Source organism: Oceanimonas aquatica, from assembly GCF_030732065.1.
In the GTDB taxonomy this organism is placed as follows: Bacteria; Pseudomonadota; Gammaproteobacteria; order Enterobacterales; family Aeromonadaceae; genus Oceanimonas.
The window spans coordinates 38990-57606 of the sequence record NZ_JAVBHX010000009.1 but is presented as its reverse complement, the minus strand read 5'-3'; the positions used below and the strand labels follow the sequence as shown (position 1 = coordinate 57606).

22 protein-coding genes are annotated in these 18617 nt (G+C 61.3%); 9 read left to right on the top strand and 13 right to left on the bottom strand.

What is annotated here, in order from left to right; all coding sequences use genetic code 11:
• Positions 1-51: 51 nt before the first annotated feature.
• The 4 genes from Q9290_RS13255 to Q9290_RS13240 form a co-directional block, all read right to left on the bottom strand.
• Complete coding sequence (locus tag Q9290_RS13255) at positions 52-2205, bottom strand: S9 family peptidase (protein WP_306080131.1); 2154 nt, start codon at positions 2203-2205, stop codon at positions 52-54.
• A 175-nt stretch (positions 2206-2380) separates the two neighbouring features.
• The gene (locus Q9290_RS13250) at positions 2381-2695 is read right to left on the bottom strand and encodes a YdbL family probable chaperone protein (RefSeq protein WP_306080130.1); all 315 of its coding nucleotides are present in this window, start codon (positions 2693-2695) and stop codon (positions 2381-2383) included.
• A gap of 10 nt (positions 2696-2705) precedes the next feature.
• A complete protein-coding gene (locus Q9290_RS13245) occupies positions 2706-2888 on the bottom strand; it encodes a YnbE family lipoprotein (RefSeq protein WP_306080129.1) in 183 nt (60 codons plus the stop codon).
• Positions 2885-4666 carry an intermembrane phospholipid transport YdbH family protein gene (locus tag Q9290_RS13240; protein ID WP_306080128.1) on the bottom strand — a complete coding sequence of 594 codons (1782 nt, stop codon included), beginning with the start codon at positions 4664-4666 and terminating at the stop codon, positions 2885-2887. The genes Q9290_RS13245 and Q9290_RS13240 overlap by 4 nt, the downstream gene beginning before the upstream one ends.
• A 68-nt stretch (positions 4667-4734) precedes the next feature.
• Here Q9290_RS13240 and Q9290_RS13235 point away from each other — a divergent pair, with 68 nt between their 5' ends.
• Positions 4735-5091, top strand: coding sequence for a DUF2500 domain-containing protein (locus tag Q9290_RS13235; RefSeq protein ID WP_306080127.1), 357 nt, complete (start codon positions 4735-4737; stop codon positions 5089-5091).
• On the opposite strand, the gene Q9290_RS13230 is transcribed toward Q9290_RS13235, so the two are convergent.
• Positions 5072-5497: a DUF411 domain-containing protein gene (locus tag Q9290_RS13230; protein WP_306080126.1), complete on the bottom strand. Its 426-nt coding sequence runs from the start codon at positions 5495-5497 to the stop codon at positions 5072-5074. The genes Q9290_RS13235 and Q9290_RS13230 overlap by 20 nt on opposite strands.
• 144 nt (positions 5498-5641) lie before the next feature.
• Here Q9290_RS13230 and Q9290_RS13225 point away from each other — a divergent pair, with 144 nt between their 5' ends.
• From Q9290_RS13225 to ftsZ, 3 genes are all read left to right on the top strand, one after another.
• On the top strand, positions 5642-6031 hold the full coding sequence (locus tag Q9290_RS13225; RefSeq protein WP_306080125.1) for a SirB2 family protein: 390 nt from the start codon (positions 5642-5644) through the stop codon (positions 6029-6031).
• 371 nt (positions 6032-6402) lie between these two features.
• Positions 6403-7365 carry a helix-turn-helix transcriptional regulator gene (locus Q9290_RS13220; RefSeq protein WP_306080124.1) on the top strand — a complete coding sequence of 321 codons (963 nt, stop codon included), beginning with the start codon at positions 6403-6405 and terminating at the stop codon, positions 7363-7365.
• A gap of 64 nt (positions 7366-7429) precedes the next feature.
• Entirely contained in the window at positions 7430-8506 is a 1077-nt protein-coding gene (gene ftsZ / locus Q9290_RS13215; RefSeq protein ID WP_306080123.1) for a cell division protein FtsZ, read from the top strand.
• A 66-nt stretch (positions 8507-8572) separates the two neighbouring features.
• On the opposite strand, the gene gltS is transcribed toward ftsZ, so the two are convergent.
• The 4 genes from gltS to Q9290_RS13195 form a co-directional block, all read right to left on the bottom strand.
• On the bottom strand, positions 8573-9781 hold the full coding sequence (gltS, locus tag Q9290_RS13210; RefSeq protein ID WP_306080122.1) for a sodium/glutamate symporter: 1209 nt from the start codon (positions 9779-9781) through the stop codon (positions 8573-8575).
• A 34-nt stretch (positions 9782-9815) separates the two neighbouring features.
• Positions 9816-10766: a formimidoylglutamase gene (gene hutG, locus Q9290_RS13205; RefSeq protein ID WP_306080121.1), complete on the bottom strand. Its 951-nt coding sequence runs from the start codon at positions 10764-10766 to the stop codon at positions 9816-9818.
• Positions 10767-10787: 21 nt separating this feature from the next.
• Positions 10788-11510, bottom strand: a complete 723-nt coding sequence (locus Q9290_RS13200; RefSeq protein ID WP_306080120.1) for an IclR family transcriptional regulator — start codon at positions 11508-11510, stop codon at positions 10788-10790.
• A gap of 420 nt (positions 11511-11930) precedes the next feature.
• On the bottom strand, positions 11931-13043 hold the full coding sequence (locus tag Q9290_RS13195; RefSeq protein WP_306080119.1) for an endonuclease/exonuclease/phosphatase family protein: 1113 nt from the start codon (positions 13041-13043) through the stop codon (positions 11931-11933).
• 66 nt (positions 13044-13109) lie between these two features.
• On the opposite strand from Q9290_RS13195, the gene Q9290_RS13190 reads away from it, so the two are divergent.
• The 3 genes from Q9290_RS13190 to Q9290_RS13180 all read left to right on the top strand — a co-directional run bounded on the left by Q9290_RS13190 (position 13110) and on the right by Q9290_RS13180 (position 14994).
• A complete protein-coding gene (locus tag Q9290_RS13190) occupies positions 13110-13409 on the top strand; it encodes a DUF3634 family protein (RefSeq protein WP_306080118.1) in 300 nt (99 codons plus the stop codon).
• A gap of 79 nt (positions 13410-13488) precedes the next feature.
• Positions 13489-14178 carry a hypothetical protein gene (locus tag Q9290_RS13185; protein WP_306080116.1) on the top strand — a complete coding sequence of 230 codons (690 nt, stop codon included), beginning with the start codon at positions 13489-13491 and terminating at the stop codon, positions 14176-14178.
• A gap of 141 nt (positions 14179-14319) precedes the next feature.
• On the top strand, positions 14320-14994 hold the full coding sequence (locus tag Q9290_RS13180) for a cytochrome b/b6 domain-containing protein (protein ID WP_306080115.1): 675 nt from the start codon (positions 14320-14322) through the stop codon (positions 14992-14994).
• A gap of 54 nt (positions 14995-15048) precedes the next feature.
• Here the strand turns inward: Q9290_RS13180 and Q9290_RS13175 are convergent, their stop codons facing one another.
• A complete protein-coding gene (locus tag Q9290_RS13175) occupies positions 15049-15507 on the bottom strand; it encodes a c-type cytochrome (protein ID WP_306080113.1) in 459 nt (152 codons plus the stop codon).
• A 216-nt stretch (positions 15508-15723) separates the two neighbouring features.
• On the opposite strand from Q9290_RS13175, the gene Q9290_RS13170 reads away from it, so the two are divergent.
• A complete protein-coding gene (locus tag Q9290_RS13170) occupies positions 15724-16140 on the top strand; it encodes a universal stress protein (RefSeq protein ID WP_306080112.1) in 417 nt (138 codons plus the stop codon).
• A 42-nt stretch (positions 16141-16182) separates the two neighbouring features.
• Here Q9290_RS13170 and Q9290_RS13165 read toward each other — a convergent pair whose 3' ends face one another.
• The 3 genes from Q9290_RS13165 to Q9290_RS13155 form a co-directional block, all read right to left on the bottom strand.
• Complete coding sequence (locus tag Q9290_RS13165; RefSeq protein ID WP_306080111.1) at positions 16183-16752, bottom strand: DUF1415 domain-containing protein; 570 nt, start codon at positions 16750-16752, stop codon at positions 16183-16185.
• A gap of 122 nt (positions 16753-16874) precedes the next feature.
• Positions 16875-17507, bottom strand: a complete 633-nt coding sequence (locus tag Q9290_RS13160) for a DUF3047 domain-containing protein (RefSeq protein WP_306080110.1) — start codon at positions 17505-17507, stop codon at positions 16875-16877.
• Between the two features lie 42 nt (positions 17508-17549).
• A complete protein-coding gene (locus Q9290_RS13155; protein WP_306080109.1) occupies positions 17550-17834 on the bottom strand; it encodes a DUF1294 domain-containing protein in 285 nt (94 codons plus the stop codon).
• Between the two features lie 114 nt (positions 17835-17948).
• Here Q9290_RS13155 and acuR point away from each other — a divergent pair, with 114 nt between their 5' ends.
• On the top strand, positions 17949-18578 hold the full coding sequence (gene acuR / locus Q9290_RS13150; RefSeq protein ID WP_306080108.1) for an acrylate utilization transcriptional regulator AcuR: 630 nt from the start codon (positions 17949-17951) through the stop codon (positions 18576-18578).
• The last annotated feature ends 39 nt before the right edge of the window (positions 18579-18617 follow it).

Below are 18617 nucleotides of genomic sequence, written 5' to 3'. Positions count from 1 at the left end.
AAAAAGAAAGGGGCGCATTGCGGCCCTTTCTTGCTTGCTGTTGCCAATGAATTACCGGGTTTCCTGATCGTCCGGGGCACTGAGGCCGGCGGCCAGGCGAGTGCCTTGTTCCTCGTCGGCCAGGGCCAGCAGAAAAGCGTATTCCCGGGCCAGCTCGTGGTAAGACTCAAAGCGACCGGACTTGCCGCCATGGCCGCTGTCCATGTCGCAGTGCAGCAGTACCAGGTTGTCGTCGGTCTTCATCTCACGCAGCTTGGCCACCCACTTGGCCGGCTCCCAGTACTGCACCTGGGAGTCGTGCAGGCCGGTGGTCACCAGCATGTTAGGGTAGGCCTGGGGCTTCACCTGATCATAGGGGCTGTAAGACTTCATATAGTGATAAGAGTCGGCATCGTTGGGGTTGCCCCATTCGCCATATTCACCGGTAGTGAGCGGAATCGACTCGTCCAGCATGGTGGTCACCACATCCACAAACGGCACCGCGGCCACCACACCCTTGTACAGCTCAGGCGCCATGTTGACCACGGCACCCACCAGCAGGCCGCCGGCGCTGCCGCCGGAGGCAAACACATTGGACTGGTCGCCATAGCCCTGCTTCACCAGGGATTTGGTCACGTCGATAAAGTCGTTGAAAGTGTTCTGCTTGCTCATCAGCCGGCCCTGATCATACCAGTCCCGGCCCAGCTCCTCGCCGCCACGCACATGGGCGATGGCGTACACAAAACCCCGATCCAACAGGCTCAGGCGCGAGCTGCTGAAGTCCGGATCCATACTGGCCCCGTAAGAACCGTAGGCATACACCAACAGCGGATTGCTGCCATCCTGCCTGAACTTGTCGGCCCGGTATACCAGCGACACCGGCACCCGGGAGCCGTCCCGGGCGGTCACCCAGAGCCGCTCGCTGCGGTAATCGCCGGCGTTGAAATTATCGCCCACATACTGCTGCTTGAGCTCCCGGCGCTCCTCGGTATCCATGTTCACTTCATAAATGGTCACCGGCCGGGTCATGGAAGAATAACCATAACGCAGCCAGGGGGTGTCGGCCTCGGGGTTGGTACCCATCCAGCTCACATAGGCAGGATCATCAAACTGAATTTGGCGCTCGTCGCCATTCTGGCGGTTTACCTGGCGCAGTTGCAGCAGGCCCTCACTGCGCTCTTCCAGCACCAGCCAGTCGCGGAACAGGGCAAAACCTTCCAGCAACACGTCGTCCCGGGCGGGGATCACCGGCTGCCACTGCTCGGGGTGGCCGGCAGTGTCGGCCACATACAGGCCGAAATTGGCGCCATCCTTGTTGGAGCGCACGTAAAAGCGGCCCTCAAAATGTTCCAGATCGTATTCATGGCCATGCTGGCGGGGCAGAAACGACTGGGGCTCGGCAGAGGGATCGTCGGCGGGGATCACGCGAACTTCACTGGCATCGGTATTCCAGGCGCCGATGAAAATCATGTCTCCGGAGCGACTCTTGTAAATACTGGTGTAATAGCCGCTGTCCTGCTCTTCATGCACCAGTACGTCTTCACTCTGATCGGTCCCGAGCGTATGGCGATACACCTGGAACGGCAGCAGGGTGCTGGTGTCCTGTTTCACGTAAAACAGGGTCTTGCCGTCTTTCGCCCACACCAGGTTGCCGGAGGTGTTTTCCAGCACCTCGGGGTACAGCTCGCCGGTCTCCAGCGACTTGAAGCGCACCTGGTACAGGCGGCGGGACAGAAAGTCTTCGGAAAAAGCCAGGGTCTGCTGATCCGGGCTCACCACCATCTGGCCCTGATCGTAATAGGACTGGCCCTCGGCCCGCTGGTTGCCGTCGAGCAGCACCTGTACCTGCTCGGGGTGACCGTCGCGGTAACGTTCGGTAATGCCGTATTCCTGGCCCTGCTGGTAACGGGTGCGGTACCACCAGCCCTGCTTCAGATAGGGAACCGTGTTGTCGTCCTGGCGAATGCGCGCCACCATCTCCTGGAACAGCTCCTCCTGCAGCTCGTCGAGAGGGTTCATCACCCGCTCGCTGTAGCGGTTTTCCTGCTCCAGGTAGTTGAGCACGTCGGGATCATCGCGCTCGTCATCGCGCATCCAGTGATAGTTGTCCACGCGAAGGTCGTCGTGGTTGAACAACACATGGGGAATCTTCTTGGCGACAGGCGGTTTTACTTCCACGTCGGTTCCTTTGGCATAGGGTTTGGCACAAGCCACCCATGCTAACATCAGGCAAAGCCTTACCCTATTGCGCACGCGTCACTCCTTCTCGCTTTGTATAAAAAACGAACGAATACTATCTATAGAATATGACGGCAGCCAGCAGAACCGGGAAAAAATGCCAAATAAAACGGAAATAAAAGCCAAATGAAGCCGCTCTGGGCGGCTTTTTCGTAGATAGTGACTACTTACGTTGCCAACGTCCGTCGGCCAGTTGCACATACTGACCGGCGGGCGTGCGCTCAATATTGAGCTGGCCGGCGCGACTTTGCACCACCGCCAGGCTGGTACCGGTTTTTTGCGCGATATCCCGGTAGCTGTCGAGCCGCTTGCGGTTAATGTCGCCGACAATGGCGCTGACCTGAGCACTGCCCTGCACCGCCCCTACCAGACCGTTAAGTTGTTCGCCAATCAGCCCCTGCTGCTTGGCCTGTTGCAGATCCAGCGCCCAGGCCGACAGGCTCAGGGTTGCCGCCAGAAACATCGCCAACCATCGCATATTCAGCTCCTCAGAACAGTTCCTGCTCTTGTTCAAACAGTTTTTCCAGCTCCCGGTCCACGCGTACCCGAATCTCGTGATCCACCTTGACGTTCAGGTTCACCGTAATGGGTTTGTCGGGCACCATCACTTCCACCCGGGGAGTGCAGGCAGCCAGCAAAAGGCTCCCAAGCACTACGGCTGTTGGCTTCATTGGTTCGTCTCCCCTTGCAGGCTTGCCGGCAGCCGCTCGCTGAGCTGCCCGGCAAAGCGCAGGCTTTCCAGCAACTGTAACAGGTTTTCCTGGTGCCGGTAATTGAAGTTCACCGGGTGCATTTTCCCCATTACCGGCGCCCGGCCCTGCAACCGGGTCAGCACCACGGCCTCGCCATCGGGTGTCATCGACACCTCGGCGTCCAGACGGTGATAGCGCAGATCCTGAAGCATGCCCAGAGTCAGACCGAGGGACAGGTTATCCTCGGCGGTGGTGGTCAGGGATTCACCCGCCTGATAGGACACCCAGCCATCTCGCCCCCATAACCGGCCCTGATTCACGCTGAGCCGGCCCTCCACCACAAAGGGCAGCCGGCCGTGCAGCTTGCCGTCGCCAGTCAGCCCCGGCACCGCCGCCAGGCTCAGCAACTGCGCCAGGGACATGTCCTGCAGGTGCAGCTCGCCTTGTGTGTGAGCACTCAGTTTCATTGGCGAGAGGGCCAGCCGGCCTTCCAGCACGCGCCCGGTGAGCCCCGACAACCAGAGTTCCCCCCGGCGCCAGCCCAGCGCGGCATGAATCTTCGTCACCGGCACCCCTGTGTTGAGCTCGCCAATGGCCAAACCGCTGTCCGGCGTCAGGCTCACTTGCCCCTGCCGCCAGGCCAGCCCCAGCCGTCCTTCCACCTGCCGGGCGACCAGCTCGCCCCGGCGCAGCCGGCCGTCACTCAGCGCCAGATTCAATCGTTGCGCGGCACCAGGCAGGTTGCCGGCCCGGCCCGACAACCGCAGCTCACCGCCGTCCACCTCCACCTTTGGCAGGGCCAGCCAGCCGTTCATCCAGGCGGCCACCGCCGCCAGTGACAGCCGCTGCTCGGGCAGGGTCAGCGCCAGGCCTTGCTGCCAACGCCAGTGACCACTTACTTGCAGGTTGGAGGCAAGGTGTAGCGTGACGTCACCATGGCGGTGATCGGTCAGCGCCAGCTCCAGCCGTGCACCGGGCAAGGGCTGATCCTGCCAACGTCCCCCCTGCCAGCCAAGAGTCCAGCGGCCGATGCCGTTCAGCGGCAGGGGACCGGCCGGGCGCAGCGTCAGCCCGTGCAGGCGCAGCTGCCGCCAGCCAAGCTCGGTAATGGTCAGGCGAGTGCCGGACTGCCATTGCAGGCCGGCCTGGGTGGTGGCCAGCTGTCCGTTCAGCCGCAGGGTGCCCGACAACGGCGCCGGCAGCGCCGTACTGGCCATCAGTTGCAGCCCCTGCCCCGGGTGCCAGTTTCCTTCCATTTGCACCGGCCCGTTCAGACTCGCCAGCAACAGCCGCCCGGGCAGATCACCCTGTAAACGCCAGCCGCCCTCGTAGGGGATCAGGGTTAGTTCAAGGGCGCCGCCGTCGGTGTGCCAGTCGACCAGCACGCCGGCATCGCTGCGGCGCAGCCGGGCCGGGCCACTCAGCGCGACATCACCGGGCAGATGCAAAATGAGGTGGTCAATGGCAAAGTCGACGCTTGGCAGGGTCTGCAGCAACGACAGCGCCTCCCCCTCTCCCTTCGCCCCCGGGCTGCCGCTGCGCGAGCAGGTGAGATCCAGGCCGAGGTAGGCCAGGCTGCCGGTCAGCTCACCGTCGCGCCAGTGCAGACGAAAGTCCTGCGCCCGCTCTCTGGGGCAGGCCGGCACATGAGCCCGCTCCAGACTGGCGTTCAGCTCCAGCCAGGGGGGCAGCCCCTGCGCCATCGCCGGCCCGGCACAGAGCAGCACCGCCATCAGGCAACGAGCGAACCCCGTCATGGTAAAAATCCACTTGCGCCGTCTGGCACAGGTTTTAAGCTAAATCCAGTGACAAGGGAGGAGCCAATATGGACACTTTCGTGCTCTGGGCCATTATCATCATCGCCTTTGTGGTGATCGGCCGGCAGCTGTACCGGCGGTTTTACGACCATATTCAGCCTCAACACAGCCTCAAGGTGGTGATCACCGGCAAGCAAACGCGGGAGTTCATGGGCCGCACCCGCAAGGAAGACACAGAGGTGCCGCCGGCCCGGGTTAATTACTATGTCAGCTTTCGGCCCGAGAGCGGCGGCCGCGAGCGGGAATTTCAGGTCAGCAAACACCTTTACGAACAGCTCGTGCCCAATACCGCCGGCACCCTGGTGATCAAGGGCCGGCGCTTTATCGCCTTTGAACCGGACGAAGTTATCCTGGATAACGACTGAACACGGCCGTATTGCCCTGCTCGTCAAAGCTCAGCACCTCGTAGGGAGAGCCGGGAATGTCCATGCCCGGGGCGCTCTGGGGCATGCCGGGAATGGTCAGGCCGCGTACCTCGGGCTGTTGCTCCAGCAGCCGTTTCACGTCTGCCGCCGGCACATGCCCTTCAATCACATAACCACCCACCGCGGCGGTATGGCAGGACGCCAGCTGCTGCTGCACGCCGGCCCGGGCCTTGATGGCGCCCATGTATTCGGTGTCGATGCTGTTCACCTCAAAGCCGGACTCGCGCATGTGATCCACCCAGTCTTCGCAGCAGCCGCAGGTGGGCGACTTGTATACGGTGACCTGGGCTGGCGCCGCCAGTACCGGTGCCGCCAGCAGAGCAAGACTCAATAAGCTCTTTTTCATTGATAATTACCCTCGTTGTACAACCTGCCTCCAGACTAGCAAAACCCGCGGTCCGGGTCGCCTGCCACCGGTATTCAGACCAGCGCCAAACGGTTATGCTAACGGCACGATTTTTTCTATCTTACTGCTTTATTCGGAGTCTACATGTCTTACCTTGCCGTGAAACACGCGCACATGATGTTTGCCATGATCAGCATAGTGCTGTTCATGCTGAGAGCCTGGCTGGCCGTGCCTTCACCCGCCCGGGTCAGCAACAAGCTGCTGAAGATCCTGCCCCACATCAACGACACCCTGTTGCTGCTGTGCGGTATCTGGCTGGCGGTCAGCATTAACCAGATCCCCTTTGGCAACAGCCCCTGGCTGACCGCCAAGGTGGTGGGCCTGGTGCTTTACATCATTGTCGGCACCATCGCCATCAAGCGCGGTAAAACACCGGGCCAGCGGCTGATCGCGGCACTGGCCTCCATCGCCATTTTTGCCTATATCTACGGCGCGGCCATCAGCAAGTCACCGCTGTCCTGGCTGGCGTTGTAATCCATTCCCTTGCTTCCCATAAAACCGGCCCGCTCCCCGCAGCGGGCCGGTTTTTGTTTGTCGCGACGCCGGCACAACACCAAAAGACATTCTTTTTCCAGCGGGATCCGCCCCCGGTAACGGCCCGAACGAGACTTGCACTGTCGGCCAACCACCCCACCTGAAAGGCCCCACAAAAACACAAAAGTCTTTTCAAATCAGATATTTAAGTTATTATTTTGTGCTCATTCAGCGAACGGGCACCGCGTCAGAAACGGTCCCGATTCGGGCGTGTGTAGAAAAATAGCGACACTCGGACGGGAAAAGGTTGCGTCAAAACTTGTCACACCTCCTGCCTAGGATACAATCATCCCAAGCAAGAGGGCATAACCATGAGTAAGAAACTGCTGAGACAACTGACCCTGGCGCGCTGTGTTCCCTATCGTCCATACAAGCTGACCGCGCGCCAGCTGCAAGAAAAACTGGAAGAAGAAGGAATTCAGGTCAGCCTGCGGACCGTACAGCGGGATCTGGAAGAAATGTCGGGCATGGGCCTGTTCGATCTGACCTCGGATGATCGTAGCAAACCCCACGGCTGGTGTTTCGAACGCAATGGTTTGAACGACTTCGCCAACTTTATGCCGCTGGGCCTGGCCATGGCGCTCAAGACCTGGAACGACCAGGCCGCCGATCTGTTGCCAGCCAGCGTGCTGACCGAACTCAATCCCATCATCGACAAGGCGACCCAGGTCATTAACGACAGCCAGAGCGAGCTGGCCAGCCGCTGGATGGAAAACGTGGTGCAGCTGCCCAAGCCGTTCCCGGGCAGCCCGGAAATGCGCCGCGCCACCACCATTCGCGACGCCCTGTGGCGGGGCCGCAAGTTCAGCGCCGAGATCAAGCGACTGATCAAGGGCCGCACCGTCTGGCTGCGCTACGAGCAGGTGAACCCGCTCGGCATCGTTACCCGTAAAGACGGCCCCATGCTGCTGTGCACCGTGTCGGACATGGATCCCAAGATCTACGGCATTCCCTTTGAGCACATCAAGGACGTGGAGCTGACCAGCCGGCCGGTCACCCAGCCCCGTGAATTCAGCGTGCACAAGCTGATCCGCGAAAAGGGCTATCAGGAAGAGGCGGAAACCATTCATTTCGTGGGCCGCATCGCCAACCCGAGCCGCTCCCTGCTGGAAGAGACCATTCCGGGCCACAATCCCCGATTGACCCGTTATGACAAGCAAAGCATGATGGTGGAAACCGACGTGAAAGATTCGCCCGAATTTCGTCGCTGGCTGACCGATATGGCCGGCAAGGTAGAAATCCTGGCGCCGGAATCACTGAAAACCCTCAAATAACGGCATCGACACCGATGACAAGGGCTGACTGGTTCAGCCCTTTTGTTTTTCCACGGAGACCAGGATGGATCAGTTCCTTTTTGAGCCCGCCGAACCCGACTGCGACACCATCCGCATCAGCGTGGTGGGCGTGGGCGGCTGCGGCGGCAACACCGTTAACCTGCTGGCCGATCACAGCCTGCCGGCCCATGTCAGTACCATGGCCATGAACACAGACGCCAAGGCCCTGCAGCAATGCCGGGTAGAAACCCTGCAACTGGGCCGGGAGCTGACCCGGGGCCTGGGCGCCGGCGCCGAAGCCGAGGTGGGGCGCAAGGCGGCCGAAGAAAGTGAAGACGACATTCGCGCCCGCCTGCAGGGCGCGGATCTGTGCTTTATTACCGCCGGCATGGGCGGTGGCACCGGCACCGGCGCAGCCCCCGTGGTGGCCCGCCTCGCCCGGGACATGAACATCATGACGGTGGCCATCGTTACCCGCCCCTTTGGGTTTGAAGGCAAAAAGCGCGCCCAAATGGCCGAGCTCGGCCTCGATACCCTGGCCGAGCACACCGACGCCCTGCTGGTGCTACCCAACGACTACCTGCTGCGGGTGCTGGGCGCTCGCACGCCCCTGCTCAAGGCCTTTTCCGAAAGCAGCAAGGTCATTCAGAACGCGGTGCGCGGCCTGGCCGACATTATTGGCCAGACCGGCCTGATTAACATCGACTTTGCCGATGTGCGCACCATCATGAGCCAGCAGGGCAAGGCGGTGATGGGTATTGGCCTGGCCAAGGGCGACAACAAGGTGGAAGACGCCACCCTGCAGGCCCTGAACAACCCGCTGCTGGAAAAGGTGGAGCTGGAGCGGGCCCGGGGCGTACTGCTGAACGTGGTCGCCTCCATGGACATCGGCCTCGACGACTTTCAGAAAATTGGCGACCGGGTGGCCGAGTGCGTGGGCGAAGACGCCACCGTGGTCTCGGGCATCACCCTGGATCCGGATCTGACCGACAGCATTCAGGTCACCATGATCGCCACCGGCATTCAGCCCCCGAAAGAGACCATAGCGCCGGTGCAGCCACCGCAGCCCGAGCAGACGGAAAGTCAGCCGGCCCAGGAAGGACTGGATATTCCCGCCTTTCTGCGCCAACGTCAGCAGTAACGCTGGCGCTCACAAAAGAAAAAGGCCGACGCATGCGTCGGCCTTTTTAGTGCTGAAGTGCTGGCCTTAGCCAAACACGTTCAGACACCAGGTAATGGCGGGAATGGCCACAATGTCGATCAGCACAGCACCGCACAGGGGCGCCACGATAAAGGCCTTGTGGGAGAACACCTTGTAGCGATCGCATACCGCCCCCATGTTGGCCACCGCATTGGGGGTGGCACCCAGGCCGTGGCCCACGAAGCCCGCGCACAACACGGCGGCGTCATAGTTACCCCCCATCAGCCGGAACATCAGGAAGTAAGCCAGCAGAATAATGGCCAGGGTCTGAATGGCCAGAATAATGATCAGCGAGCCACCCAGATCCGCCAGCTGCCACAGTTTCAGTGACATCATCGCCATGGTCAGGAAGATGCCCAGGCAGAAATCTCCCACCACGTTGTTGGCGCTGTCGGACAACGGCAGCAGGCGTACCACTTCATTCAGATTGCGGATCACGATGGCCACAAACATGGCGCCCACGTAAGACGGCAGAATAATGTCGAAATGTTCGCGCAGGTTACCGCTCAGCCACAGGCCCACCACCATGGTGCACAGTACCACGGCCACGCTCTTCAGCAGCAGAGTGCCGGTCACCGGCTCACGGCTCGGTTTTTCCGACTCTTTCAGCGCTTCCAGCTCGTGTACCTGCTCGGCTTCAATGCTCACGCCATGACGCTTGATCAGCAAGCGGGCCACGGGCGCCCCCAGCAGGCCACCGGCCACCATGCCAAAGGTGGCGGCCGCCAGCGCCGCCGTGGTGGCGCCGGTCACGCCCAGCGCCTCGGCCTCGGGACCAAAGGCGGCGGCGGCGCCAAAGCCGCCTTCCAGCGATACCGCACCGGCCATCAGGCCCAGCAGCGGATGCTCACCCAGCAAGGAGGCAATGCCAATCCCAAGAGTATTCTGCAAAATGGCCAGCAGCCAGCAGGCCACCAGATAGACGCCCAGTACCTTGCCGCCCTTTTTCAGCAGCGCCAGGCTGCCGCCCAGGCCCACGGTGGCAAAGAAGGCGATCATCAGCGGGCTTTGCAGCGACAGATCGAATTTGAATTCCACCTGGGCCCAGTCCCGTGCCAGCCAGGCAAACACGGCAAAACCAAAGCCGCCAATCACCGGCGCCGGCACGCACAACTGGTGCAGCACGGGTATACGCCGTTGCAGGTACATACCCAACATAAGCAGCAGCGCCGCCAGGGTGGTGGTGGTCATCACATCGAATGAAATCACGTTCATAAAACTTCCCTATAAATACAGCTTGAGGGGCCTGTCAGCCGGCCAGGCGGGCCAACAGGCGGGCGGCCACGCGGGCCGTGAGTGACTGGTGATCACGCGCCGGATTGAGCTCGGCAATATCGGCCATCATCACCTTGTTGCTGGCAAGAATGCGGTCGATCGCCGCTTCCAGCAGACCCATGTCCATGCCCCGCACCGCCGGCGCGCTCACGCCGGGGGCCAGGCTGGCAGGCAATACATCCAGGCAAATGGTCAGGTAGATAACGTCTACCTCGGCCAGGGCCTGATCCAGTGCGTCAAACATCGGCACCGGGTTCCAGCCGGCCAGCTGCTCATCCAGCACAATGCGGGTGTTCAGCTGCTCGGCCCGTTCAAACAGCGCCGCCGTGTTGTGATAACGGCTCACGCCAATACAGGTGTAGTGAAAGGGAGTTCCCAGCTGCTCGCACAGCAGCGCGCACTGATTAAAGGGGGTGCCGGAACTGGCCTTGGCGGAGCGACGCAAATCCAGGTGTGCATCAAAGTTGATGATGCCCACCCGCGGCAGGGCCGGCTGGTCCTGCAGGTGACGCATCAGGCCGGTAAAGCTGCCATAGGCAATCTCGTGGCCGCCGCCCAGGCCCACAACCCGGTGGCCGGCGCCCAACAGCCGGGCCACCTGCTCGGCATAGAGCGACTGGGCCATTTCCAGCTCGTCTTCGTGGCAGATCACGTCACCGCCGTCATACAGCGGGTGCTTACCGTGCCAGGACAGGTTGGCGGCGGCGGCACGCAGGGCCTTCGGTCCCATGGCGGCACCGGGGTTACCCTGGTTGCGGCGCACGCCGGCGTCGCTGCAAAAGCCAAGCAGCGCCACCCCGGCCGGCGAAGTGCCGGCCAGCGACTGCACCTGCTGATGCCAGCGCCGGGCCAGCGGGCCTTCTTCGGTATCGATGCGACCCTGCCAGACGTTCATGTCGGCCATTTTGTAGGTGGTTTGCTTCATGGTTGACTCCTGCATTGGTGTTCAGTAACTGATGGCGCCCAGGCGCTGGGCGGCATCACAGGTCCAGCGAATCCACTGGCCGGCGGCGGGCCCCACCCGTGCTGCCGGTGCCATCAGGCTGATGGCCCCCAGCAGGTGTTCCCGGCTGCTCAGTACGGGAACACTCACTCCCCAGATATTGTGGTCAATTTCCCCTTCCGACACCGCGTAACCCTGCTCGCGTACGCTGGCCAGCTCGGCCTGCAGCGCCACTTGGTCGGCAACAGCCAGATCGTCCAGAACCCCGTCGCGCAGCGACGGCTCGGCAAAAGCCAGCAGCGCCTTGGCGCTGGCACCGCGCAGCAGCGGCTGGGAATGGCCCTTCTGATAACAGCAGCGCAGGGCCTGGGGGCTGTCGATCATCTCCACGCACAAGGCGCGACGACCCGACAACATCATCAGGGCGGCACTTTCCCCGGTACGCACCGCCAGCTCGCTGAGCAGAGGCCGGGCCCAGGTGAGCACGCTGTTGTGCTGCTCAAACCCCGCCGCCAGCTGCACCGCCATGGGGCCGGGCGCGTAGTGACCGCTGTGCCGCTCCTGCACCAGCGACCAGCGCGTCAGGGTGGCCAGATAACGGTAGGTGCTCGACAGCGGCAGGCCGGTATGCTCCGCCAGGGCCCGGGCCGTGAGTGGCTCGGGCGCCACGGCCAGCGCCGATAACAGCGCAAATACCTTGTCCTGGGATGGTGTTTTTTCAGCCATGATGTCCTCCTGGGGGCGCGACCTTCGCTCAGAAAGCGAACGGTGTAAAACTTAATTCTCACAATATGGGAAAACATGGCGATTTAAATGCACTTATTCCACTAATGTGAAAAGCATGAAACATTTGTTCAGGGGACGGCCGGCAGCCGGAAACCACCGCGCTCACAGGGCGGCAAAAGGCAGGCAAGAGCGTGAAAAACGGACGAAAAAAGGGGCAGGCCGAACGGCCTGCCCCGATATGAAGAAATTCAGCAAATTCTCCGGGTCACCATCCCGGACAACTGAAGCTTCGAAAGCAATCTAGGGTCTCGAAAAGCATTTAATCGTTAAAAATGGTCACTTCCCAGCCTTTCATACCCAATGTTTGATGTCGCTCCCGTTATTGCTTTTCAGCCCGGTAAAACCGTGAAGACTCTCACATCACAGGGCGATATCCACCCATACCAGCCGGTGATCCGATCCCTGTGAGCGCCGCGCCGGCCGGCCGTTGCGCCGCCAGAACCAGCCGGATTCATCCTGCTCCGGAGCGGGCCAGTGCACGCCGCTGGCCAGTGCCTCAAGGCCGGCAGAAGGCAGCACGTAATCCAGCCGTAGGCCGTTAACATGGGTCCACAACCGGGCCGGGCCCCGACGGGGTTCAAGCGGGCGCAGCCGGCGGGCACCCTCTGATGCCGGCCGCAGCCGCCCCCGGCTGACTTCCTGATTCAGCAGCGGATCGGCCAGCAGGGCGCGGATCCTTGATCGATAACCGTTACCGTCGGCCGGATCCGCGTTCAGATCCCCCAGGATCACAAAGTCGGATCCCGGCGCCAGCCCGCCCTGCCGGCCCTGATCGTCTATCAGATAATCACCCCGGCCCGGCTGTATGTAGTCGTGCCAGAGCCGCAACTCGTCGTGGTTGCGGCAGCTGTTGCGCCGCTCCGGGCCCTCATCGATGGGCGGCGCCGGGTGGCAGGCCAGCAGATGCAACAGTCGTCCGTCCGGCAGGCGCACCGGCAGATCGACGTGATTTTTGGACGACAGCGGCAAAAACGCCAGCACCTCGGGGCAATAGTAAGATTGCCCATCGCACCGAGGCAGCCGGGCGCCGGGCATGTTCTGCCACAAAAAGCGGCGAAAGGTGCGCAGTCTGGTGGTTTCCAGCGGAAAACGGGACAGCATGGCAAAGCCATACTGACCGTGAAACGCGCCAAAGCCCAGGCCGTCTTGCGGCAACACGGGTACCGCGCCGCCGTTCAGCGCCAGTGGCCCCGCCAGTCCGGTGTTGACCGGCGTCAGGTAGCGATGAGGATACTCAATGCCCTCCTTGCCCGCCGCCAGATAACGCGCCGCAAAGGCCGTAAGGTGGCGAGTGTCGCTGGCCTCGCCGCCGTGATCGAACTCGTTCAGCAGCAATATATCGGGGCGCACTTGCTGCACCATGGCGGCAAGATGGTATAGCTGCGGGCTGCCGCTTTCTATCTCGGCGGCCAAGGCACCGGGCGTAGTGCGATCCAGGGCCACATTAAAGCTGGCGATTCGTATTTTTTGCACAGGAGTTATTGCCTTTGACGTTCAAAATGTCATCATTTGTATTCAATGTTTTCAGGGAAGAAAACCATGTTCGGCATACTGGCTGCAACCTCGGCCTCGCTGTTTGCGCTGCTCTATCTGCTGCGCCGGCGCCAGGAAAGTTTCTGCATCACCATTCACGGTGCACACCTCAAGGTCAAACGTGGCTCCCCTCCCCAGAATTTGCTCAGTCATTGCCGGCAAATGGTGGACGATGCCCGAACCCTCAAGGGCACCATTCGCGGCATTCGCCGGGGCAACGAGGTGGTGCTGATGTGTTCTCGCAGTATTCCCGCCTCCTACCGTCAGGATATTCGTCTGTTCTGGCAAAAACAGACGCGCCAATAGGCGTTAAACGAGTCTGTCTCTTGACTTGATCCGCGTTTACCGCTTTGCTGGATATATTACTTTTTCAAGAGACTGCACCATGAAAAAACTCAGCCCGCTTCTGCTCTGTGTCCTGCTGGCCGCCTGTGCCGGCAAGCCCGATAGCGGCGCCGACACTCCGGCCGACGAGCAGACCCAGGCCACCCAGAACGGCGCTCAGGAACAGGGCCCGATCACGCCCAAGGGCGAGTTCGCACAAATTGACGTAAGCCGCTCGCAGCAGGCAATGGATGACATTACCGGCGGCAAGGCCGATACCATCAATATCATTCTGCAAAGCCCCAACGACTATGCGCCACCGGTGCTGTATTTAATGTCGGCCATCATGTTCGACAACGACTACCAGGATCAGGGCACCTTCTGGTATTACGCCGCCCAGTTGCGCGCCCGCAGCGATGCCAACAAGTCGGGGGATGAAACCACCCACGCCGCCGTCAGCCGCCTTAACCAGCAGTTTGGCGTACGCATTGGTCCCCACTCCCTGAGTAACCCCGAGCGGCTCAGGGCCATAGTGAATCAGGTACTGAAGTGGGACAGCGAACAGACCCGCAACTATGATCCGCGCTGGGTTGCCCTGCAGGGCCAGGATGTGGTCACCGAAACCCAGCTCGACTTCGCCCCCCGGGAAAAGTGGCAGGAGATTGACGCCCTCACCCGCAACCAGTACCGCCAGGGGCTGGAGCAGGCCATCAGCGAGATCCGCACCCGCCAGGCCGAACCGGCCCAGTAAACCGTCGCTTGCCGTTTTAACCATCCCGGTCTTTACCGGGATGTTTTATTTTGGCACCTTGGCTGCGTTAATTTACTGCATTAGCAGGTCATACCAATCCGTCCGTTAATGGACGACTGGTTACGCGGAGAGTCATCGTTTATGAGCACAATTCCTTCTTCCCCGGTTCGCGTATGGGACTGGTCGGTGCGCCTGTGCCACTGGAGCCTGCCGGTGCTGCTGGGGCTGCTGTGGTACTACGCCGGTGAAGACATGGACCGGCACATGCTGTTTGCCCAAATACTAATGAGCCTGGTGCTGTACCGGGTGATCTGGGGCTTTGTGGGCACGCCTTATGCCCGCTTTACCCACTTTGTCTATCACCCGCGCCATGTGCTGGCCTATGTGCGCGCCAGTCTCACACCGCACAAACCCGTGTACCTGAGCCATAACCCCCTGGGTGGCATCATGGTGCTGGTGTTGCTGGGCGGCCTGCTGCTGCAGGGCTCGACCGGGCTGTTTGCCACCGACGATATCTTCTATACCGGCCCGCTGTACGATTACGTCACCAATGACACGGCCGAGCAAATGACCCGCTGGCACAAGCGCTGGTTCTACTGGGGATTACTGGTGCTGGTGGGCCTGCACGTCACCGCCGTGCTGCTGTACCGGCTGCGGGGCGAAAACCTGGTGGGCCCCATGTTCACCGGCCGCAAGCAGGCCCCTGCCGAACGGGTGGCGGATCATCTCAGGCATGAGCAGGCCTTTCCCTGGCTGCGCTTTGGGCTGGCCGCCGGGGTAGCCTGGGCCGCGGTAGACGCCCTGTTCAGGCTGTAAGCGAAAACAACAACGCCAGGGCAAGCCCCGGCGTTTTTTGCACGCAATACGCACTTAGTCTTTGCGGTAGTTGTCGTGACAGCCTTTACAGGTTTTAAACAGGGCGCCGGCAGCCTCACGGGCCTGGGCCTGATCAAAGCCTTCTTCGCCGGACACCTGCACCAGGTTCTTCAGTGCGGCGCCAAAGTCCTTGGCCTTGGCCATTCTGCCTTCGGTATCTTCCCAGCCCTTGGCCAGCATGTTGCTCGCTTCCACGTCGCGGGTTTCGGGGAAATAGGTTTCACCCAGCAGGCTGGCAGCATTGCTCATATTAATGGCGCGCTGGTGCAGGGCGGCAGCGTCGAAGTCGATTTCACCCTTGGCCATGCCGCCAATAACGCCCGCCTGGGCGGCCATCACCTGATACAGGGACTGGCGATACTTGACTGCGTCTTCTGGTTTGAACAGATCGGCCTGGGCAGAAACAGAGGCGGCAAACAGACCGGCGCTCATGATCAGTGCTTTTTTCAACATTGCAATGCTCCTTGCGGGGGATAATAAAGTGCTCAAAAGGCACCATTTTAGTTGGCACTCAACGGTATATCACCCCTTCGACGGGATCTAGCGTAAAAACGTGAAACGCGCGGGCAACATCAAAGAATTCCGTTGCACGGGCACTTGCCGCGCGCTCTGCAATACTGTGAGGCAGGGCAATACCGCCTTTTGATTGATGGCAACAAGGAGCCCAGCATGTATCAGCACATCATGATCCCCGTCGACCTGGCCCATGAAGAACGGCTGGAAAAGGCCCTGAACACAGGTGCCGATCTGGCCCGGCTGTACGATATTCCCGTGTGCTATGTGGGGGTCTCGTCCAACACCCCCGGCGAAGTGGCCCACAACCCTGAGGAATTTGAACAAAAGCTGAAGCAGTTCGCCAGCGAACAGGCGGCCAAACACCGGCTGCGCGAAGTCAGCAGCAAAGCCTGCATCAGTCTGGATCCGGCGGTGGATCTGGACCGCACCCTGCTCAAGGCGGTGAAGGAAAGCGGCGCCGATCTGGTGGTAATGGCCTCGCATGTACCCGGCCTGGCCGAGCACCTGTTTGCCTCCAATGCCGGCTACATCGCCAACCACGCCGAGGTGTCGGTGCTGGTGGTGCGCTGAGCGCAACATGGCAGCAAAACGGCCCCCTGGAGCGCCAATTGCTCAGTCACGGCTCGGTGGCTGAGTGCACTGCGCCAGCAGCCGGGCGAAAAAATCGCTGCCCTTGCGCCGGGCAAACCGAATGTTGCGTTCGGGTATGGACTCGGGATCGTCGTAATCCGCCAGGACCTTCTCCATACTGGCTTCCCGGATGAGATGCAGGGTGGGATAGGGCGCGCGGTTGGTGTAGTTGGCGGCGTCATCCTGAGGCTCGCCGTCGAAACAATAGTCGGGGTGAAAGGTGGCCAGCTGATACTCACCCTCGAAGCCCTGCTCAAACAGCAGGTCATTGGCCAGGTCGACCAGATCCAGAAAGGCGTAAAACCCCTCAAAGCCACGGGGAAGGATCACCAAGGTAGTTTCCACCTCCGGCTGCTCGTCCAGCAGCCGGCACTCGGCCAGCAATGCCTGCAGCACCATTTTCGGCTTGTGTTCTTCCACCACCACATAGCGAATGCTGGCACGCTCCACCTCCCGCCGGGCAAAGGGGCAGAGGTTGTATTTCATGATCACCTGCTTCACCCAGTTTTCGGTGTGCTCCAGGTACTGCTGTTGTTCGGACTGTTCCGGCATGACTCGTTTCTCTTCTGTATCGGCTGTTCACCCGGCGTGTCGCCGCCCGGCTGTGGCCATGGTAAGCCATATTCATTGCCGGGGGGTATGACAGATGGCGCCGGGCCTGAAAAGGCAGGCCTCTATTCTGCGCTAAAGGCGAGATCGCCATAGTAGCCGATGGCGGTGCCGCCGCCGTTGTCGGCATCGGTCATGATGGCCACCGCGTCCAGATAACGAAAATCCTTGCCGAACAGCCGCTGCAGGTCGGCCCTGAGGTTGCGTTTTTCCCGCACCCAGCCCGCAGCTGGGCCGGTCTGCAGCGCCAGCATCATGGCCTTGTTGCCGGCAAAGGGATTGGGCCAGCTTTGCCCCGTACCTGCCTGCCGGGCCCACACATAACTGATGGCCCGGCTGCTGAGCTGGGTCCAGCCGTCGCGCACCACCACATAAACCCGCAGCGCAAAATCGTCACCGCTTTTTACCCGCTCGTTGCTTATGCCCGGAAAGCGGTCCACCCGCCACTGCCAGCTGAGCCAGGGCGTGGCCTGCAGATCGATACGCCCTTCATAAAACAGCCCCGAGGCCCCGCCCCGGCTCTCGGCCCTGAGCACTCGCCGCTGCAGTTCGGGGTCAAACACCAGCCGGTAGTCGGTGCGGCCGTCAAAGCGTTTGGCATTCCATGCCAGCATTTGCGCCGGGGTAAAGGTCAGCGCCTGTGCCGGCACCGCAACCAGCCCAACACTCAGCATCACAATGGCAAGCAAACGCAACAAGATGGCGACCTCCGGTCATGGCGTGTTCTGCCAGTATAGGGGTTATCCCCAGCGCCCCCACCACAGTGCCACCGGCAGCAACAGGTTGAGCAGCACCGTCAGCCAGAACACCATGCGGAACGAGGGCTTGCGCGACTTGTGCCGAAGCAGCCGCTGTCCCAGCCAGGCGCCGGGCCAGCCTCCCAGCAGGGCCAGCATGTGCAGGGTGCGCTCCCGCACCCGCCACTGGCCGTGGATAGCGGCACGCTTGTCCCACCAGTACACGCCAAAGGTGACCAGGCTGAGCACCGCATACCACAGTGCCAGCCCGGCATAGACCCGAATCATGTTTGTCTCCTGTTTGCGCGGCCACCGCCGCCATCTGCACTCATATGTATCACAGTCCGGCCGCCGGCGAGGCGGTCATTGCCTTTTGTAGACAACCAGTCTAAATTAATTGCCATGAATGCATCCGCTCCCAAACGCCGGGGCCGGCCGCCCCGCCAGCCCCGCGATAACCCCGACACCCGCGACGCCCTTATTCGTTGCGGCGTGGTGGTGCTCACCGAACAGGGCTTTGTGGCCACCGGCATCGACGGTGTGCTCAAACGAGTAGGTGTGCCCAAGGGCTCCTTTTATCACTATTTCGACAGCAAGGAAGCCTTTGGCCAGGCGGTGATGGAGCGCTACGCCGCCTATTTTGCCGCCAAGCTGGATCGCTGGCTGCTGGATGACCACACCCCGCCCTTGCTGCGCATTGAGCACTTTATGCAGGACGCCATGGCCGGCATGGCCCGCCACGATTTCCGGCGCGGCTGCCTGGTGGGCAACCTGTGCCAGGAAGTCACCATTTTGCCGGCCAGCTACCGCGAGCTGCTGCAGGCCATTCTGCAAAGCTGGGAGCAACGGCTGGCGGCTTGCCTGCAACGGGCCGCCGAACGCGGCGACATCGCCGCCGATGCCGACTGCGAACGCCTGGCCGAGCTGTTCTGGATTGGCTGGGAAGGCGCCGTGCAACGGGCCCGCATTGTACGGAGCAACGCCCCCATGGCGCTGTTCGGACAGGAGTTTCTGGCCCGGCTGCCCCGCTGAGGCCTTTTTTCACACTCATTTATAGACGATCAGTCTAAA

Bases quoted from the DNA above. Each gene is read 5' to 3' on its own strand.
- Q9290_RS13170 (WP_306080112.1), top strand. From the start codon at position 15,724: ATGTATCAGCACATCATGATCCCCGTCGACCTGGCCCATGAAGAACGG.
- Q9290_RS13200 (WP_306080120.1), bottom strand. From the start codon at position 11,510: ATGGCTGAAAAAACACCATCCCAGGACAAGGTATTTGCGCTGTTATCG.
- Q9290_RS13225 (WP_306080125.1), top strand. From the start codon at position 5,642: ATGTCTTACCTTGCCGTGAAACACGCGCACATGATGTTTGCCATGATC.
- gltS (WP_306080122.1), bottom strand. From the start codon at position 9,781: ATGAACGTGATTTCATTCGATGTGATGACCACCACCACCCTGGCGGCG.
- Q9290_RS13175 (WP_306080113.1), bottom strand. From the start codon at position 15,507: ATGTTGAAAAAAGCACTGATCATGAGCGCCGGTCTGTTTGCCGCCTCT.
- Q9290_RS13180 (WP_306080115.1), top strand. From the start codon at position 14,320: ATGAGCACAATTCCTTCTTCCCCGGTTCGCGTATGGGACTGGTCGGTG.
- Q9290_RS13235 (WP_306080127.1), top strand. From the start codon at position 4,735: ATGGACACTTTCGTGCTCTGGGCCATTATCATCATCGCCTTTGTGGTG.
- Q9290_RS13245 (WP_306080129.1), bottom strand. From the start codon at position 2,888: ATGAAGCCAACAGCCGTAGTGCTTGGGAGCCTTTTGCTGGCTGCCTGC.
- ftsZ (WP_306080123.1), top strand. From the start codon at position 7,430: ATGGATCAGTTCCTTTTTGAGCCCGCCGAACCCGACTGCGACACCATC.
- Q9290_RS13250 (WP_306080130.1), bottom strand. From the start codon at position 2,695: ATGCGATGGTTGGCGATGTTTCTGGCGGCAACCCTGAGCCTGTCGGCC.
- Q9290_RS13230 (WP_306080126.1), bottom strand. From the start codon at position 5,497: ATGAAAAAGAGCTTATTGAGTCTTGCTCTGCTGGCGGCACCGGTACTG.
- acuR (WP_306080108.1), top strand. From the start codon at position 17,949: ATGAATGCATCCGCTCCCAAACGCCGGGGCCGGCCGCCCCGCCAGCCC.
- Q9290_RS13240 (WP_306080128.1), bottom strand. From the start codon at position 4,666: ATGACGGGGTTCGCTCGTTGCCTGATGGCGGTGCTGCTCTGTGCCGGG.
- Q9290_RS13165 (WP_306080111.1), bottom strand. From the start codon at position 16,752: ATGCCGGAACAGTCCGAACAACAGCAGTACCTGGAGCACACCGAAAAC.
- hutG (WP_306080121.1), bottom strand. From the start codon at position 10,766: ATGAAGCAAACCACCTACAAAATGGCCGACATGAACGTCTGGCAGGGT.
- Q9290_RS13185 (WP_306080116.1), top strand. From the start codon at position 13,489: ATGAAAAAACTCAGCCCGCTTCTGCTCTGTGTCCTGCTGGCCGCCTGT.
- Q9290_RS13255 (WP_306080131.1), bottom strand. From the start codon at position 2,205: ATGTTAGCATGGGTGGCTTGTGCCAAACCCTATGCCAAAGGAACCGAC.
- Q9290_RS13190 (WP_306080118.1), top strand. From the start codon at position 13,110: ATGTTCGGCATACTGGCTGCAACCTCGGCCTCGCTGTTTGCGCTGCTC.
- Q9290_RS13155 (WP_306080109.1), bottom strand. From the start codon at position 17,834: ATGATTCGGGTCTATGCCGGGCTGGCACTGTGGTATGCGGTGCTCAGC.
- Q9290_RS13220 (WP_306080124.1), top strand. From the start codon at position 6,403: ATGAGTAAGAAACTGCTGAGACAACTGACCCTGGCGCGCTGTGTTCCC.